Origin of the sequence: Mycobacterium sp. SMC-17, assembly GCF_045310915.1 — a bacterium.
Lineage (GTDB): Bacteria > Actinomycetota > Actinomycetes > Mycobacteriales > Mycobacteriaceae > Mycobacterium.
This window is the reverse complement of record NZ_JBJIAK010000007.1, coordinates 62,832-77,037: the sequence shown is the minus strand read 5'-3', so window position 1 is coordinate 77,037 and position 14,206 is coordinate 62,832. Positions and strand designations below refer to the sequence as shown.

Annotated in this window: 14 protein-coding genes; 6 read left to right on the top strand and 8 right to left on the bottom strand. The window is 66.9% G+C overall.

All coding sequences use genetic code 11. From position 1 onward, the window contains the following. Window positions 1-10 precede the first annotated feature (10 nt). From nirB to ACJH7A_RS07105, 3 genes are all read right to left on the bottom strand, one after another. Window positions 11-2,527, bottom strand: coding sequence for a nitrite reductase large subunit NirB (gene nirB / locus ACJH7A_RS07115; RefSeq protein WP_212808007.1), 2,517 nt, complete (start codon window positions 2,525-2,527; stop codon window positions 11-13). 130 nt (window positions 2,528-2,657) lie between these two features. After that, window positions 2,658-3,068: a hypothetical protein gene (locus ACJH7A_RS07110; RefSeq protein WP_406775409.1), complete on the bottom strand. Its 411-nt coding sequence runs from the start codon at window positions 3,066-3,068 to the stop codon at window positions 2,658-2,660. Next, window positions 3,059-3,817: an isocitrate lyase/phosphoenolpyruvate mutase family protein gene (locus ACJH7A_RS07105; protein ID WP_029105699.1), complete on the bottom strand. Its 759-nt coding sequence runs from the start codon at window positions 3,815-3,817 to the stop codon at window positions 3,059-3,061. The genes ACJH7A_RS07110 and ACJH7A_RS07105 overlap by 10 nt, the downstream gene beginning before the upstream one ends. Window positions 3,818-3,962: 145 nt before the next feature. On the opposite strand from ACJH7A_RS07105, the gene ACJH7A_RS07100 reads away from it, so the two are divergent. From ACJH7A_RS07100 to ACJH7A_RS07080, 5 genes are all read left to right on the top strand, one after another. Beyond that, window positions 3,963-4,247: a hypothetical protein gene (locus tag ACJH7A_RS07100; protein ID WP_064986061.1), complete on the top strand. Its 285-nt coding sequence runs from the start codon at window positions 3,963-3,965 to the stop codon at window positions 4,245-4,247. 92 nt (window positions 4,248-4,339) lie between these two features. Further along, window positions 4,340-5,167, top strand: a complete 828-nt coding sequence (locus ACJH7A_RS07095) for a hypothetical protein (protein WP_064986059.1) — start codon at window positions 4,340-4,342, stop codon at window positions 5,165-5,167. A 50-nt stretch (window positions 5,168-5,217) separates the two neighbouring features. Further along, the gene (locus ACJH7A_RS07090; protein WP_212808005.1) at window positions 5,218-7,128 is read left to right on the top strand and encodes a fumarate reductase/succinate dehydrogenase flavoprotein subunit; all 1,911 of its coding nucleotides are present in this window, start codon (window positions 5,218-5,220) and stop codon (window positions 7,126-7,128) included. Then, window positions 7,125-7,877 carry a succinate dehydrogenase/fumarate reductase iron-sulfur subunit gene (locus tag ACJH7A_RS07085; protein WP_029121197.1) on the top strand — a complete coding sequence of 251 codons (753 nt, stop codon included), beginning with the start codon at window positions 7,125-7,127 and terminating at the stop codon, window positions 7,875-7,877. Before ACJH7A_RS07090 ends, ACJH7A_RS07085 begins: the two co-directional genes overlap by 4 nt. Before the next feature lie 77 nt (window positions 7,878-7,954). Next, window positions 7,955-8,116: a hypothetical protein gene (locus tag ACJH7A_RS07080; protein ID WP_166427982.1), complete on the top strand. Its 162-nt coding sequence runs from the start codon at window positions 7,955-7,957 to the stop codon at window positions 8,114-8,116. An 8-nt stretch (window positions 8,117-8,124) separates the two neighbouring features. Here ACJH7A_RS07080 and ACJH7A_RS07075 read toward each other — a convergent pair whose 3' ends face one another. Continuing rightward, window positions 8,125-9,522: an MFS transporter gene (locus ACJH7A_RS07075; RefSeq protein WP_406775410.1), complete on the bottom strand. Its 1,398-nt coding sequence runs from the start codon at window positions 9,520-9,522 to the stop codon at window positions 8,125-8,127. Between the two features lie 64 nt (window positions 9,523-9,586). On the opposite strand from ACJH7A_RS07075, the gene ACJH7A_RS07070 reads away from it, so the two are divergent. Then, the gene (locus ACJH7A_RS07070) at window positions 9,587-10,075 is read left to right on the top strand and encodes a CGNR zinc finger domain-containing protein (protein WP_406775411.1); all 489 of its coding nucleotides are present in this window, start codon (window positions 9,587-9,589) and stop codon (window positions 10,073-10,075) included. Window positions 10,076-10,078: 3 nt separating this feature from the next. Here the strand turns inward: ACJH7A_RS07070 and ACJH7A_RS07065 are convergent, their stop codons facing one another. From ACJH7A_RS07065 to rfbA, 4 genes are all read right to left on the bottom strand, one after another. Further along, window positions 10,079-10,564, bottom strand: coding sequence for a flavin reductase family protein (locus tag ACJH7A_RS07065; protein WP_406775412.1), 486 nt, complete (start codon window positions 10,562-10,564; stop codon window positions 10,079-10,081). Between the two features lie 69 nt (window positions 10,565-10,633). Next, window positions 10,634-12,040 (bottom strand): sugar nucleotide-binding protein, encoded by a 1,407-nt coding sequence (locus ACJH7A_RS07060; protein WP_406775413.1) that lies wholly within the window; start codon window positions 12,038-12,040, stop codon window positions 10,634-10,636. A gap of 14 nt (window positions 12,041-12,054) precedes the next feature. Further along, complete coding sequence (gene rfbB / locus ACJH7A_RS07055; protein WP_406775414.1) at window positions 12,055-13,053, bottom strand: dTDP-glucose 4,6-dehydratase; 999 nt, start codon at window positions 13,051-13,053, stop codon at window positions 12,055-12,057. Then, entirely contained in the window at window positions 13,053-13,922 is an 870-nt protein-coding gene (rfbA, locus tag ACJH7A_RS07050; protein WP_212808001.1) for a glucose-1-phosphate thymidylyltransferase RfbA, read from the bottom strand. Before rfbA ends, rfbB begins: the two co-directional genes overlap by 1 nt. Window positions 13,923-14,206 lie beyond the last annotated feature (284 nt).

The following is a 14,206-nucleotide window of genomic DNA, read 5'->3' as shown; positions in this document are numbered from 1 at the left end:
GGCCTCCTGATCAACTCTTGGCGGGCGGGACGGTGGGCATGCCGATCGGCACCTTGCGGCCGTTGCGTTCGGTGAACGCGATGGTCGGGTCGGCGACGTCAGGCGCGTTGACGAACGAGACGAACTGGGTCAGCTTGGCCTTGTCCTCCAGCACGCCCTTCCACTCGCAGGAGTAGCCGTCGACGTGCCGTTCCATGGCGGCTTCGAATTCGCTTGCCAGGCCGAGAGAGTCGTTGCACACGACGTCACGGACGTGGTCGAGACCCATCTGGTCGACCCACGGCGCCGTGCGCTGCAGCCGGTCCGCGGTGCGGATGTAGAACATCAGGAACCGATCGATGTAGCGGACCAGGGTCTCATCGTCGAGGTCACCGGCCAGCAGCTGCGCGTGGGCGGGTGTCATGCCGCCGTTGCCGCCGACGTACAGGTTCCAGCCGGTCTCGGTGGCGATGACGCCGACGTCCTTGCCGCGGGCCTCGGCGCACTCCCGGGCGCAGCCGGAGACACCCATCTTGATCTTGTGCGGTGACCGCAGTCCGCGGTAGCGCAGCTCCAGATCGATGGCCATCTGCACCGAATCCTGTTGTCCGTAGCGGCACCAGTCGCTGCCGACGCAGCTCTTGACGGTGCGCAGCGACTTGCCGTACGCCTGCCCGGACTCCATGCCGCCGTCGACGAGGCGCCGCCAGATCTCCGGCAGCTGGTCCACCCGCGCACCGAACATGTCGATCCGCTGGCCACCGGTGATCTTGGTGTAAAGCCCGAAGTCCCTGGCGATCTCACCGATCAGGATCAACTGCTCCGGCGTGATGTCACCACCCGGGACGCGCGGCACCACCGAGTAGCTGCCGTTCTTCTGGATGTTGGCCAGGAAGTGGTCGTTGGAGTCCTGCAGGGCGGCCTGTTCGCCGTCGAGGATGTGACCGCTGCTGGTCGACGCCAGGATCGAGGCGATGGCGGGTTTGCAGATGTCGCAACCCTTTCCGGTGCCGAACTTCTCGATCAGCCCGGAGAACTTCCGGATCTCGGTGGCCGAGATGATCTCGAAGAGCTCGGCCCGCGACTGCGGGAAGTGCTCGCACAGCGCCTTGGACTGCTCGACGCCCTGGGCTTCCAGCAGTTGCTTGAGCAGCGGAACGCAGGAGCCGCAGGAGGTACCGGCCTTGGTGCAGGCCTTCAGGCCGGCGACGTCGCTGCAGCCGCCTTCGATCGCACCGCACAGGTCGCCCTTGGTGACGTTGTTGCACGAGCAGATCTGCGCGGCGTCCGGCAGGGCACCCACACCGAGAGCGCTTGCGCCGTCGCCGGATCCGGCGGGGGCGATGAGCGCCAGCGGGTCACCGGGCAGTGCCTCGCCGACCATCGGGCGCAGCACGCCGTACGCCGACGCATCGCCGACCAGGATGCCACCCAGCAGGGTCTTGGCATCGTCGGACAGCACCAGCTTGGCGTAGGTCTGCTTCACCGGGTCGTTGACCACGACCTGCAGGCAGTCAGGTGTGACGCCCTGCGCGTCACCGAAACTCGCGACGTCGACGCCGAGCAGCTTCAGCTTGGTCGACATGTCGGCCTCGGGGAACTCGGCGGCACCCCCGAGCAGGCGGTCGGCGACCACCTCGGCCGTGGTGTAACCGGGACCGACCAGGCCGTAGCACCGGCCCTCGACCGCGGCCACCTCACCGACGGCGTAGATGTCCGGATCGCTTGTCACGCACGACAAGTCCGTCAGGACGCCGCCGCGCTCGGCCATGTCCAGACCGGCGTCGCGGGCCAGTTCGTCTCGCGGACGTACACCGGCGGCGAAGATGACCAGGCCGGCGTCGATCAGGGTGCCGTCGCTGAGCAGCACGCGCACGCCCTCGTCGAGCGGCTCGATGGCGTCGGTGCCGACATCCAGGTGCACCGAGATGCCCAGCTTGCCGATCATGCGGGCCAGCAGCGCACCGCCGGCGTCGTCGAGCTGCTGGTTCATCGGACGGGGCGCCCGCTCGACGATGTGGGCCTGCATGCCGAACTGGCGCAACGCATTCGCCGCTTCCAGACCGAGCAGACCACCACCGATGACCACGCCGGTGTTGTTGCCGTGTTCGGCCGACCGCTGCATGGCGGCGCGGATGCCGTCCAGGTCGTCCAGGGTGCGGTAGACGAAGCAGCCGTCGAGCTGGTGGCCGGGCACCGGCGGCACGAAAGCGTAAGAGCCCGTGGCGAGGACCAACTTGTCGTACGAGATGCCGCGGCCCGACTCGGTCACCACCGTCTTGGTGGCGCGGTCGATACCGCCGACCTTGTCGGCCAGCACGAGGTCGACCAGGCCGTCGCCGTCATACCCGTTGCCCGGCAACGCCAGCTTCGACCGGTCCCAGTGCTCGGTGTAACCCGTCAGCCCGACGCGGTCGTACGCCGCGTCCGCTTCTTCGGACAGCACGGTGATGCGCCATTGGCCCGCGGTATCCCGCGAGCGCAGCGCCTCGACCAGGCGATGCCCGACCATTCCGTGGCCGACGACCACAAGGTTCTTCGCGTCCATGCCCCAAAAGGTAGGAAGCCGATATTGCGGATTGTGTTGCCGCGTGTGAATCGACCGTCACGCTCTTCTCACAGGCCTCGGCAAACGCCGGTGAAGTGAGTGGCCCCGGTCACAGACCTGGGCTTCCGAGCTACCCGACGCCGGCAGGCGGGGCGGTGGTCGGGGTGGTGTACGGGTTGTAGATCGTGGTCGTGGTGGTCGTCGTCCCGTAACCGGAGGTGCTCGACGGCGTGTAGGTGCTGGTGGACGTCGTCGTGTCATCCGTCGTCGACGTCTCCGACGTGCTTTCCGTCGTCGTCGTCGTCGTTGTGGTCGTGGTGGTGGTCGTCGTCGTGGTGGTCCGGGTCGTCGTCCGCTTGGTGGTGGTCGGATACGTCGTCAAAACCGTAGAGTCACCGACGGGACCGGACGGCTGCTCGGACTCCTCGGAAGTCTGGATCACCTGGTAGATCAGGATGATCAGCAGGATCGCGGCGGCAACGCCTGCGGCCCACCACAACCCGTAGTTCTCCTCGGCGCCGTCGGGCTCGCTCACTGCCACCGCGCCAGAATATCGGCGGCCACCGTACCCAGAGCGCGCTGCAGGAACGGCCCGAAGCTGATGCGGCCGACGCCCAGCGGGCCGAAGGACGCGGGATCGTCGGACTCCGGGATCGCGATGGCGTTGATGGGCAACGGCAGGTCGGCGGCCAGGCGGCGATAGGTGTCGTCATCGTGGCGGCCCACCGGGTACAGGGAATCCGCGCCGGCCGCCGCGCACAGCTTCAACCGCTGCACGGCGCGCTCGTACCGGTCGGCCTCGTCACCGATCTGGCGCAGGAACAGGTCGGTGCGCGCGTTGATCACGACGTGCACCCCGGAAGCGTCTGCCGCCCTGCGCAATTCACCGACCAGGTCGGCGTGCTCCTGCGCGTCGCGGATGCGGCCGCCGTCCTTGTGCACGGTGTCCTCGATGTTCAGACCCACCGCGCCCGCGGCGAGCAGCCCGGAGATGAGGCGGCTCGGGGCCTCGCCGTAACCGGATTCGATGTCGACCGACACCGGCACGTCGACGGCCGCGGTGATCTGGCTGACGCGCGTGGTGAGGTCGTCGAACGACATGCCTTCGCCGTCGGGCTTGCCCACCGAGTCGGCGACGGGGTGGCTACCGACCGTCAGCGCGACGAACCCGGCCGACACCGCGAGCTTCGCCGACCAGGCGTCCCACACAGTCGGGAGGACGACCGGATTTCCCGGCTGGTGCAGGGCCAATAGTGCTTCGGCGCGCTGCGCCAGAACCGCGTCGGACATGGTCATACCGTACCGACAGCCACTGCCACGACATGCCGACACCGTCGCGACAAACGTGACCTGTCTCACTTTCATCTCCGGATCTGACTAGCATCCGGTGTCGTACTGTGATTTATGACACCCTTCAGCCCAAGGAGGTCGCCCGATGTCCACCACCACTGAGCTCACCGAACTGCACGAGTTGATCGGCAGTTTGCGCCGGTCCGTCAGCTCGCTGGCCGCCAAATACGGGGACTCCCCCGCCACCCGCCGCATCGCGAATGACGCCGAGCGCCTGGCCGTCGACATCGAGCGGCTGGACATCGACATCGAAGAGCTGGAATTCAGCCGCGGCATCAAGACCCAGCACGCCAAGGAAAAGATCGTGATCCCCGACCACGACTACTCCAGCGAATTCTGGAACGACCACGACGGTGGCGTCGGCGGCTGACCGACTCGGGCACGACGGCCGTCGTGCCCATCACCGCCGTCCTACAACTTCATAGGTAGGCCCTGCCCCCAACCGAAATCGAGGATGCTTTCGTGAGCGCACCCGCCGCCAACCGCCCCGGGACCGGCGTCTTCTCCCCCACGCGTGCGCAGATACCGCAGCGCACCCTGCGGACCGACAACTGGCTCAAATCCCCGATTCTCATCGACCTGGGTTTCGCCGCGTTCGTCATCTACGCGACGGTGCGCGCCTTCCAGCGGGACCACTTCTACGTCGCGGACTACCACTACCTGACGCCGTTCTACTCACCGTGTCTGAGCGTCAAGTGTGGTGCGGCCAGCGAGTTCTGGCCCCAGATTCTGCCGGCCGACGGACCGCTGTCGCTGATTCCCTTCGCGGCGCTGTCCCTGCCGTTCCTGCTGCTGTTCCGGCTGACCTGCTACTACTACCGCGGCGCCTACTACCGCACGGTGTGGCAGTCCCCGACCGCGTGCGCCGTCGCCGAACCGCATGCCAAGTACACCGGTGAGACGCGGTTCCCGCTGATCATCCAGAACACCCACCGGTACTTCTTCTACATCGCGGTCATCATCTCGGTGATCAACACCTACGACGCCATCGTCGCGTTCCACTCACCCAGCGGTTTCGGCTTCGGGCTCGGCAACATCATCCTGCTGGGCAACGTCATCATGCTGTGGGTCTACACGGTGTCCTGCCACTCCTGCCGGCACGTCACCGGCGGCCGGCTCAAGCACTTCTCGAAACACCCTGTGCGCTACTGGATCTGGACGCAGGTCAGCAAGCTCAACACCCGCCACAAGCTGTACGCGTGGATCACCCTCGGCACCCTGATGTTCACCGACTTCTACGTCATGGCGGTGTCCGCCGGGTGGTTCAGCGACCTGCGATTCGTCGGCTGAGTCAAACGTCTTGATTTTCAACGCTATTCACAACAATTTGGAGTTATTTCATGGCTGAACTCGAACGGCACGAGTACGACGTCGTCGTAATCGGAGCCGGCGGGGCGGGGTTGCGTGCGGTCATCGAGGCCCGGGAGCAGGGCCTGCGCGTGGCGGTGGTGTGTAAGTCGCTGTTCGGCAAGGCCCACACCGTCATGGCCGAGGGCGGCTGCGCCGCCTCGATGCGCAACGCGAACTCCAAGGACAGCTGGCAGGTGCACTTCGGTGACACCATGCGCGGCGGCAAGTTCCTGAACAACTGGCGTATGGCCGAGCTGCACGCCCGCGAAGCACCGGACCGCGTGTGGGAGCTGGAAACCTATGGTGCGCTGTTCGACCGGACCAAGGACGGCCGGATCAGCCAGCGCAACTTCGGTGGCCACACCTACCCCCGCCTGGCGCACGTCGGTGACCGCACCGGCCTGGAGATCATCCGCACCATGCAGCAGAAGATCGTCTCGCTGCAGCAGGAGGATTTCGCCGAGACGGGTGACTACGAGGCCCGCATCAAGGTGTTCCACGAGTGCACCATCACCGAGCTGGTGAAGGACGGCGACCGGATCGCCGGCGCGTTCGGCTACTGGCGCGAGTCGGGCCGGTTCGTGCTGTTCGAGGCGCCCGCCGTGGTGCTGGCCACCGGCGGCATCGGCAAGTCGTTCAAGGTGTCGTCGAACTCCTGGGAATACACCGGCGACGGGCACGCCCTGGCGCTGCGGGCCGGCGCGACGCTGATCAACATGGAGTTCATCCAGTTCCACCCGACGGGCATGGTCTGGCCGCCGTCGGTGAAGGGCATCCTCGTCACCGAGGGCGTGCGCGGCGACGGCGGAGTGCTCAAGAACTCCGAGGGCAAGCGCTTCATGTTCGACTACATCCCCTCGGTGTTCAAAGGCCAGTACGCCGAGACCGAGGAAGAAGCCGACCAGTGGCTCAAGGACAACGACTCCGCACGCCGCACCCCTGACCTGCTGCCGCGCGACGAGGTGGCCCGCGCCATCAACTCCGAGGTCAAGGCCGGCCGCGGCACCCCGCACGGCGGCGTCTACCTCGACATCGCCTCGCGCATCCCCACCGAGGAGATCAAGAAGCGCCTGCCGTCGATGTACCACCAGTTCATGGAGCTGGCCGAGGTCGACATCACCAAGGACGAGATGGAAGTCGGGCCGACGTGCCACTACGTCATGGGTGGCATCGAGGTCGATCCCGACACCGGTGCGGCCCGCACGCCCGGCCTGTTCGCGGCCGGCGAGTGCTCGGGCGGTATGCACGGCTCGAACCGGCTCGGCGGTAACTCGCTGAGCGACCTGCTGGTGTTCGGCCGGCGGGCCGGCCTCGGCGCCGCGCAGTACGTCAAGGCGCTGCCCGCGCGGCCGGTCGTCTCCGATGACGCACTGACCACGGCGGCGCGGGAAGCCTTGGCGCCGTTCGACGAACACGTCGGCGCGGAGAACCCGTATACGCTGCACACCGAGTTGCAGCAGGCCATGAACGACCTGGTCGGCATCATCCGCACCAAGGAGGAGATCGAGCAGGCACTGCTCAAGCTCGACGAGCTCAAGCGCCGGATGCACAACATCACCGTCGAGGGCCACCGGCAGTTCAACCCCGGTTGGCACCTGGCCGTCGACATGCGAAACATGCTGCTGGTCAGCGAGTGCGTGGCCAAGGCCGCGCTGGCCCGCACCGAGAGCCGCGGCGGCCACACCCGCGACGACTACCCGGAGATGAGCGCCGACTGGCGCAACATCCTGCTGGTGTGCAGTGCCGGTGGGGGTGACCCGATCGTCCCCGACGTCACCGTCACGCCGGAACAGCAGGTGCCGATGCCCGCCGAGCTGCTCGCCTGCTTCGAGCTGTCCGAGCTGGAGAAGTACTACACCGACGCCGAATTGGCCGCCCATCCGGAACGGAGCCAGCGATGAGCAACAGCTACCAAGCCAATCTGCGGGTCTGGCGCGGGGACGACACCGGTGGCGGCCTCGACGACTTCAAGGTCGAGGTCAATGACGGTGAGGTGGTGCTCGACATCATCCACCGCATCCAGGCCACGCAGGCCCCGGACCTGGCGGTGCGGTGGAACTGCAAGGCCGGCAAGTGCGGGTCGTGTTCTGCGGAGGTCAACGGCCGGCCCCGGCTGATGTGCATGACGCGGATGTCGACGTTCGATCCGGCCGAGACCGTCACCATCACCCCGCTGCGGGCGTTCCCGATCATGCGCGACCTGGTCACCGATGTGTCGTTCAACTACGAAAAGGCGCGCCAGATCCCGTCTTTCGCGCCGCCGAAGGACCTCAAGCCCGGCGAGTACCGGATGCAGCAGGAAGACGTCGAGCGGTCGCAGGAGTTCCGCAAGTGCATCGAGTGCTTCCTGTGCCAGAACACCTGCCACGTGGTGCGCGACCACGAGGAGAACAAGCAGGCCTTCGCCGGGCCGCGCTTCCTGATGCGGGTGGCCGAGCTGGACATGCATCCTCTGGACACCCTCGACCGCAAGGACATGGCGCAGGACGAGTTCGGCCTGGGTTACTGCAACATCACCAAGTGCTGCACCGAGGTCTGCCCCGAGCACATCAAGATCACCGACAACGCGCTGATCCCGATGAAGGAGCGCGTCGCCGACCGCAAGTACGACCCGATCGTCTGGCTGGGGAACAAGCTCTTCCGGCGGTAGGTTGCCGATCCGGCGGGGCCGGCGATGTTTCGGCGTACGCTCGGAAGGGCAGCCAATCCTTGACGAAAGGCAGCCAGATGGGCCAATCAGAAACGCACAGCGTCAACGACATTCGGACCGCGATCCGCGAGCTCTCCTTGCGCGCCGAACTGGCCCGCAAGGAAGGGCGGCCTGACGACGCCGCTGAACTCGAGGCGCGGGTCGCGGGGTATCGCCAGGAGCTGGCCTCCCGGCCCTGACGCGGGCGCTAGGCGGAGAGCAATCCGAAGCTCACTGCTCCACCACAGATCGCAACCAGCCCCGCGACGATGAACGCCGCGCTCAGGCCAGGTGTCGAGATGCCGGCGGCCGGGTCACCGGTTGCGGCCAGCGCGCCGCACAGCGCAACGCCGATGGTCAGACCGAGCTGACGAGCCGCGTTGACCGCGGCGGCCGCGGTTCCGGCACGAACCGGTGGTACCGAGGTTGCGGCGACGGCGGGCAGCACGGGTGACACGATCCCCGCTCCGACGCCGGACACCACCAGCGCGCCGATGAACGTCGTCCACTCCGGCCGGGTGACGACGGCGCCGCCCGACAGACATGCCAGTCCGGTCAGGACCGTGCCGCCTCCGAGCACCCAACTTGGCGGGGCGTCGTGCAGACGGGCGCTGAGGGCTAGCGATACCGCGATGAAGGCCACCAGCTGAATGGTCAGGATGAGCGCCGCCTGCAGTGCGCTCATGCCTGCGGTGCCCTGCAGCCAGCGAGACAGCGCGGGCAATACCGCGAAACCGGCGAAATAGTACGCAAACGAGGCGGCGAGCGCGCCGGTGAAGCCGCGGGTGGCGAAGAGGCCGGCAGGCAAGACCGGATTGGCAACGCGGCGTTGAACCACGACGAACACGCCGGCAGACACCAGACCTGTCGCAGCGCCGGCGGCCGTGCCGGTCGAGGTCCATCCGTGTTCTCCGGCGTTGATCATGGCGTAGGTGAGCCCGGTCATCGCCACCGTGATCAGCGCTGCGCCTGCGAGGTCCACTCGGCCACCGCGGTGGTGCTCACGCGGTAGTGAGACAACGCCGAGGAGTAACGCGATGCCACACACGGGCACTGCGGCGGCGAACAACCAACGCCAGCTGACGAATTCGGTGACGGCACCCCCGGCGAGGGTGCCGACCGTGCTGCCCGCGCCGGCCACCGCGCCCCATACCGCAAACGCGATTCCGCGGGCGCGCCCGGCATAGCACTGTGCCAGCAGCGGCACTGCAGTCGCGAATATCGCTGCGCCGCCGACACCTTGGGCGGCACGGGCGGCAACCAATTGACCGCCGGAGCCCGCGAGCGCGCAGACCGATGACGCGGCGCCAAATGCGGCCAAGGCGAGCAGGAACAGCCGGCGGTGCCCGATCCGGTCACCCAGAGTTCCCATGGCCAAGACCAGGGCGGCGAGGGCGAGCGTGTAGACGTCGACGATCCACTGCGCGACAGTGAATCCGGTCCCGAAGTCGTCAGCGATGGTGGTGGCACTGACCGTTACCACCGTGGTGTAGACGAGGAGAAGAAACGTTGCGGCGCAACATGCCAACAGCGGGCGTCGGTCTGCCGGCCGGTTGACCACGGCGATACGTTGACTGGACTTCGATGCGGAGGATGTTGACGGCACAGTGCCACGTTGATGTAATGCCCTTGTGCGTGTAAACCCTTACACCGCGCCACTGTTGCAGAACGTGACCGACCTGCTCAACCGGCCCGCATCCACGCCCGCCGAGCTCCAGGATCGATGGACCGCCCGGGCGATGCCGACCGACCAAGATGCGACGGCCGAAGACCTGCGTCACGTGCGAGAGTTCTTACAGCAGTGGGAAAAGCTGGTCGAGGCACGCACCGATGAAGACCGGGTGAGCGTTCTCAATGAACTGCTGGACCGCTATACGACCAGTCCGTCGATCACCAATCACGACGGCAGCGGCTGGCACCTGCACTACCGCGCTCCCGACGCTGGATTCGCCGCCACCCTGGCCGGCGCTACCAGCGCCGCTGCGGCCCAGTACCTCACTGACCGGGGCCTGCACCGGATACGCAGATGTGCACGGGCCGGCTGCTCGAACGCCTTCGTCGACTTCACTCGACCGGGGACGCAGAAATACTGCAGCCACCCTTGCGCCAACCGCGACGCCGTGCGGCGGCATCGGGCATCATCACGGCGCAGTGGTTGAGTCTCAGGCCTCCAGGCGGCGGAATGCGCTGCGGTGGAAGACCATCGGCTCGACGTCGGGGTTGATGACGATGTCACTGATCGCCAGGACCACGATGGTGTGATCGCCGGCGGGGACCAGCTGATCGATCGACGTCTCGAGCCACACGCTGGTGCCGTGGATGAACAGCGCACCGTTGTCGCGTGCCTCGGTTTCCATGCCGGCGAAGCGGTCACCGGTCTTGGCGGCCAGCGTGCGCGCCGCGGCGTCGTGCTGCTGGCCCAGCACGCTGATGCCCAGGGCCGGCAGGTCCTTGAGCTTCGGCCAGGTGGTCGACGTGTTCTGCACACAGAACGACACCAGCGGCGGTTCCAGCGACACGGGCACGAAGGTGCTGGCGGCCAGGCCGACCTTCTCGCCGTTGACGTGGGCTGCGATGGCGACGACACCGATCGGGAAGTGGCCGAACGCCGCGCGCAGGGATGCCGGGCTGAGATCTGTAGAGCTCATAGTCCGTCCATCTTCACATGGCACTCCCCGAGGCACCCGAGCAAGCGTCCGCTTGGCGGGAACGCCCTGCTACCGGCCGAGGTAGCGCGCCAGCGAGTCTTCGGCCGCCTCGGGTATGAATCCCGCTGATTCCAGCTTCTGGGTGTCGAGCACGCTGTTGCGCGGCCGCGGGGCCACCGCGCCGGTCGCCGAGGCGAAGTAGGCCTCGGTGCTGACGCCTGTCACCCGCGCCGGATCGTGGCCGGAGAGCTCGAACACCCGGCGGGCGATGTCCGCCCACGACATCGCCGGGCCCGAACCGGTGACGTTGTACGTCCCGTACGGCGCGCCGGTCGTGGTCAGGTGCCGGATCGCCCGGGCCAGCTCGGAGGTGAACGTCAGCCGCCCGACCTGATCGTCGACCACGGACGGGTCGACGCCGCGCTCGGCCAGCGACGCCATGGTCCGCACGAAGTTGCGGCCGTCCCCGATCACCCACGACGTCCGCAGGATGTAGTGCCGCGGCACCGTCGCGACGATCTGGTCGCCGGCCGCCTTGGTCTGGCCGTACACCCCGAGCGGGCCGATCGGGTCGTCCTCCCGGTAGGGCGAGTCAGAGGTGCCGTCGAACACGTAGTCACTGGAGAGGTGCACCAGCGTGAGGCCGCGGGCGGTCGCGATACGGGCTAGCGCGGCAACGCCGGTGACGTTGACGGCCCAGGCGTCGGCTCGCCCGCTCGGGGTCTCGGCCGCGTCCACGGCGGTGTACGCGGCGGCGTTGATGACGGTGTCATAGTCCTGCCAGCGCAGCACCGACTCGAGGTCACCGGACAGGTCCACCTGCTCGCGGGTGACGAACTCGACGCTGGGGTCATCCCCGTATTCGGCGCGCACGGCCCGGCCGACTTGGCCATTGGCGCCCAGTACCAACGTCTTTCGCGGTGCGACCGGTTGGATGTCCGCCAGCCGGGGATGCGTCCGGTCCTTGGCCGAGAGCTCGGCGCGTTCGAGCGGAATCGGCCAGTCGATGGCCAGCGTCTCGTCGGCCAGGTTCACCGAAACATACTGCGCGTCAGGCGAATAGTGGTCGTTGACGAGGTAGACGTACGCGGTGTCGGGCGCCAGGGTCTGGAACGCGTTGCCGACCCCGCGGGGTACGAACACCGCCCGCGACGGGTCCAGCTCGGCCGTGAACACCGCGCCGAACGTCGGGCCGTCGCGCAGGTCGACCCAGGCGCCGAAGATCCGGCCCGTCGCCACCGAGACGAACTTGTCCCACGGTTCGGCGTGGATGCCGCGGGTCGTGCCCGCCGCGTCGTTGAAGGAGATGTTGTTCTGCACGGGCCCGAAATCCGGCAGCCCGAGCGCCGTCATCTTCTCGCGCTGCCAGTTCTCCTTGAACCAGCCGCGGTTGTCGCCGTGCACCGGCAGGTCCCAGACGGTCAGGCCCGGAATCGGTGTGGCAGTGGCAGACAACGGTTTTCCGTACTCGGTCACGGGTTGCCCATCACTCACTGGCCCTGGCTCGCGTAGCGCGCTTCGGTGGCGTCCTTGACCGGACGCCACCACGCCTCGTTGTCGCGGTACCAGGCGATGGTGGCGCTCAGCCCGTCAGCGAAGTCGACATATTTTGGCCGCCAACCGAGTTCGGTGCGCAGCTTGGTCGAATCGATGGCGTAACGCAGGTCGTGTCCGGCGCGGTCCGTCACGTGGTCGTAGCCGTCGGACGGCCGGCCCATCTGCGTCAGGATCATCTCGATGACGGTCTTGTTGTCCTTTTCGCCGTTGGCGCCGATCAGGTAGGTCTCGCCGAGGCGGCCCTTCTCGATGATCGTCAGCACGGCGGACGAGTGGTCGTCCACGTGGATCCAGTCCCGCACATTGCGGCCCGCGCCGTAGAGCTTCGGCCGGATGCCGCACAGCACGTTGGTGATCTGCCGCGGAATGAACTTCTCGACGTGCTGGTAGGACCCATAGTTGTTGGAGCAGTTGGAGATTGTGGCGCGGACACCGAACGAGCGCACCCAGGCCCGGACCAGCAGGTCACTGCCGGCTTTGGTCGACGAATAGGGCGACGACGGGTTGTAGGCCGTGCGTTCGGTGAACTTGGCGGGGTCGTCGAGTTCGAGGTCGCCGTAGACCTCGTCGGTCGAGATGTGGTGCAGTCGGGTGCCGTGCTTGCGGACCGACTCCAGCAGCGTGAACGTCCCGACCACGTTGGTGTGCAGGAACGGCTCCGGATCGCGCAGCGAGTTGTCATTGTGCGATTCGGCGGCGAAGTGCACCACGATGTCCGTCGTCGCCATGAGCTCGTCGACCAGCGCGGCGTCGGCCACGTCGCCCAGGACGAACGTCATCCGCTGTTCGGGCAGCCCGGCAAGGGATTCCCGGTTGCCCGCGTAGGTCAGCTTGTCCAGCACCGTGACGTGATGGTCGGTGTGGGCCAGGACGTATCGGACGAAGTTGGCGCCGATGAATCCGGCGCCACCGGTGACCAGCAGCCGTGCCATCAGTACCCCCTGCTCAGCAGATCCAGCAGGTACGTGCCGTAGCCGGACTTCACCAACGGCTCGGCGCGCTCGCGCAGCTCGTCGCTGCTCAGATAGCCACGCCGCCAGGCGATTTCCTCGGGCACCCCGATCTTCAGACCGGTGCGGCGCTCGATGGTCCGCACGAACTCGGCGGCGTCGGTCATCTGATCGAACGTCCCGGTGTCGAGCCACGCCGTGCCGCGCGGCAGCACCTGCACACGTAACCGGTTCTGCGCCAAGTACGTTCGGTTGATGTCGGTGATCTCGTACTCGCCGCGGGCACTGGGCTTCAACTCGCGCGCGATCGACACCACGTCGTTGCTGTAGAAGTACAGCCCCGGCACGGCGTAGTTGCTCTTGGGCACCGCGGGCTTTTCCTCGAGCGAAACCGCCTGCCCGGCATCGTCGAATTCGATGACGCCGTAGGCCGACGGTTCGGCGACCCAGTAGCCGAAGATCGCGCCGCCGTCGACGTTGTTGAACCGCTGCAGCTGCGTGCCCAGACCCGGGCCGTACAGCAGGTTGTCGCCGAGGACGAGCGCCACGCTGTCGCCGCCGAGGAAGTCGGCGCCGATGGTGAAGGCCTGCGCCAACCCGTCGGGCGACGGCTGCTGGGCATAGCTGATCGAGACGCCGTACTGCGATCCGTCGCCGAGCAGCCGCTCGAAACTCGGCGCGTCGAGCGGCGTCGTGATGACCAGGATGTCGGTGATCCCCGCCAGCATCAACGTGGACAGCGGGTAGTAGATCATCGGCTTGTCGTAGACCGGGATCAGCTGCTTGGACACCCCGGCGGTGACGGGGTGTAGTCGCGTGCCCGCGCCCCCGGCCAGGATGATGCCTTTCACCCGGCCATCCTGACATACGGCGGTTGGCTGCAGAGCAACATGCGACGGGCCGCAGCCGGCATAAGCGCCAGAACGTTACGTCGAGTCCGACCGATTCCAGACAATCGTGTTCCCACGCCCGATATATGTCAGTGATATCGAGCGCTCAGTGACGTTGAGAACCCCATACACCAGGTTAAGAACCGGACTCGGCTTGAGCCACAGGACGCAGTCGTTCTCATCACCTGGGCGGGCTGGCTGGGGCGTGTTGCTCCACTTAGTGAATTCCCAAGTGCCGGCAACGG

Excerpts from the sequence above, each read along its gene's own strand:
- rfbB (WP_406775414.1), bottom strand. The coding sequence starts at position 13,053 with ATGGCACGGCTGCTGGTCACCGGTGGCGCCGGATTCATCGGCGCCAAC.
- ACJH7A_RS07105 (WP_029105699.1), bottom strand. The coding sequence starts at position 3,817 with ATGTCCGACGCGGTTCTGGCGCAGCGCGCCGAAGCACTATTGGCCCTG.
- nirB (WP_212808007.1), bottom strand. The coding sequence starts at position 2,527 with ATGGACGCGAAGAACCTTGTGGTCGTCGGCCACGGAATGGTCGGGCAT.
- ACJH7A_RS07065 (WP_406775412.1), bottom strand. The coding sequence starts at position 10,564 with ATGAGCTCTACAGATCTCAGCCCGGCATCCCTGCGCGCGGCGTTCGGC.
- ACJH7A_RS07085 (WP_029121197.1), top strand. The coding sequence starts at position 7,125 with ATGAGCAACAGCTACCAAGCCAATCTGCGGGTCTGGCGCGGGGACGAC.
- ACJH7A_RS07080 (WP_166427982.1), top strand. The coding sequence starts at position 7,955 with ATGGGCCAATCAGAAACGCACAGCGTCAACGACATTCGGACCGCGATC.
- ACJH7A_RS07100 (WP_064986061.1), top strand. The coding sequence starts at position 3,963 with ATGTCCACCACCACTGAGCTCACCGAACTGCACGAGTTGATCGGCAGT.
- ACJH7A_RS07090 (WP_212808005.1), top strand. The coding sequence starts at position 5,218 with ATGGCTGAACTCGAACGGCACGAGTACGACGTCGTCGTAATCGGAGCC.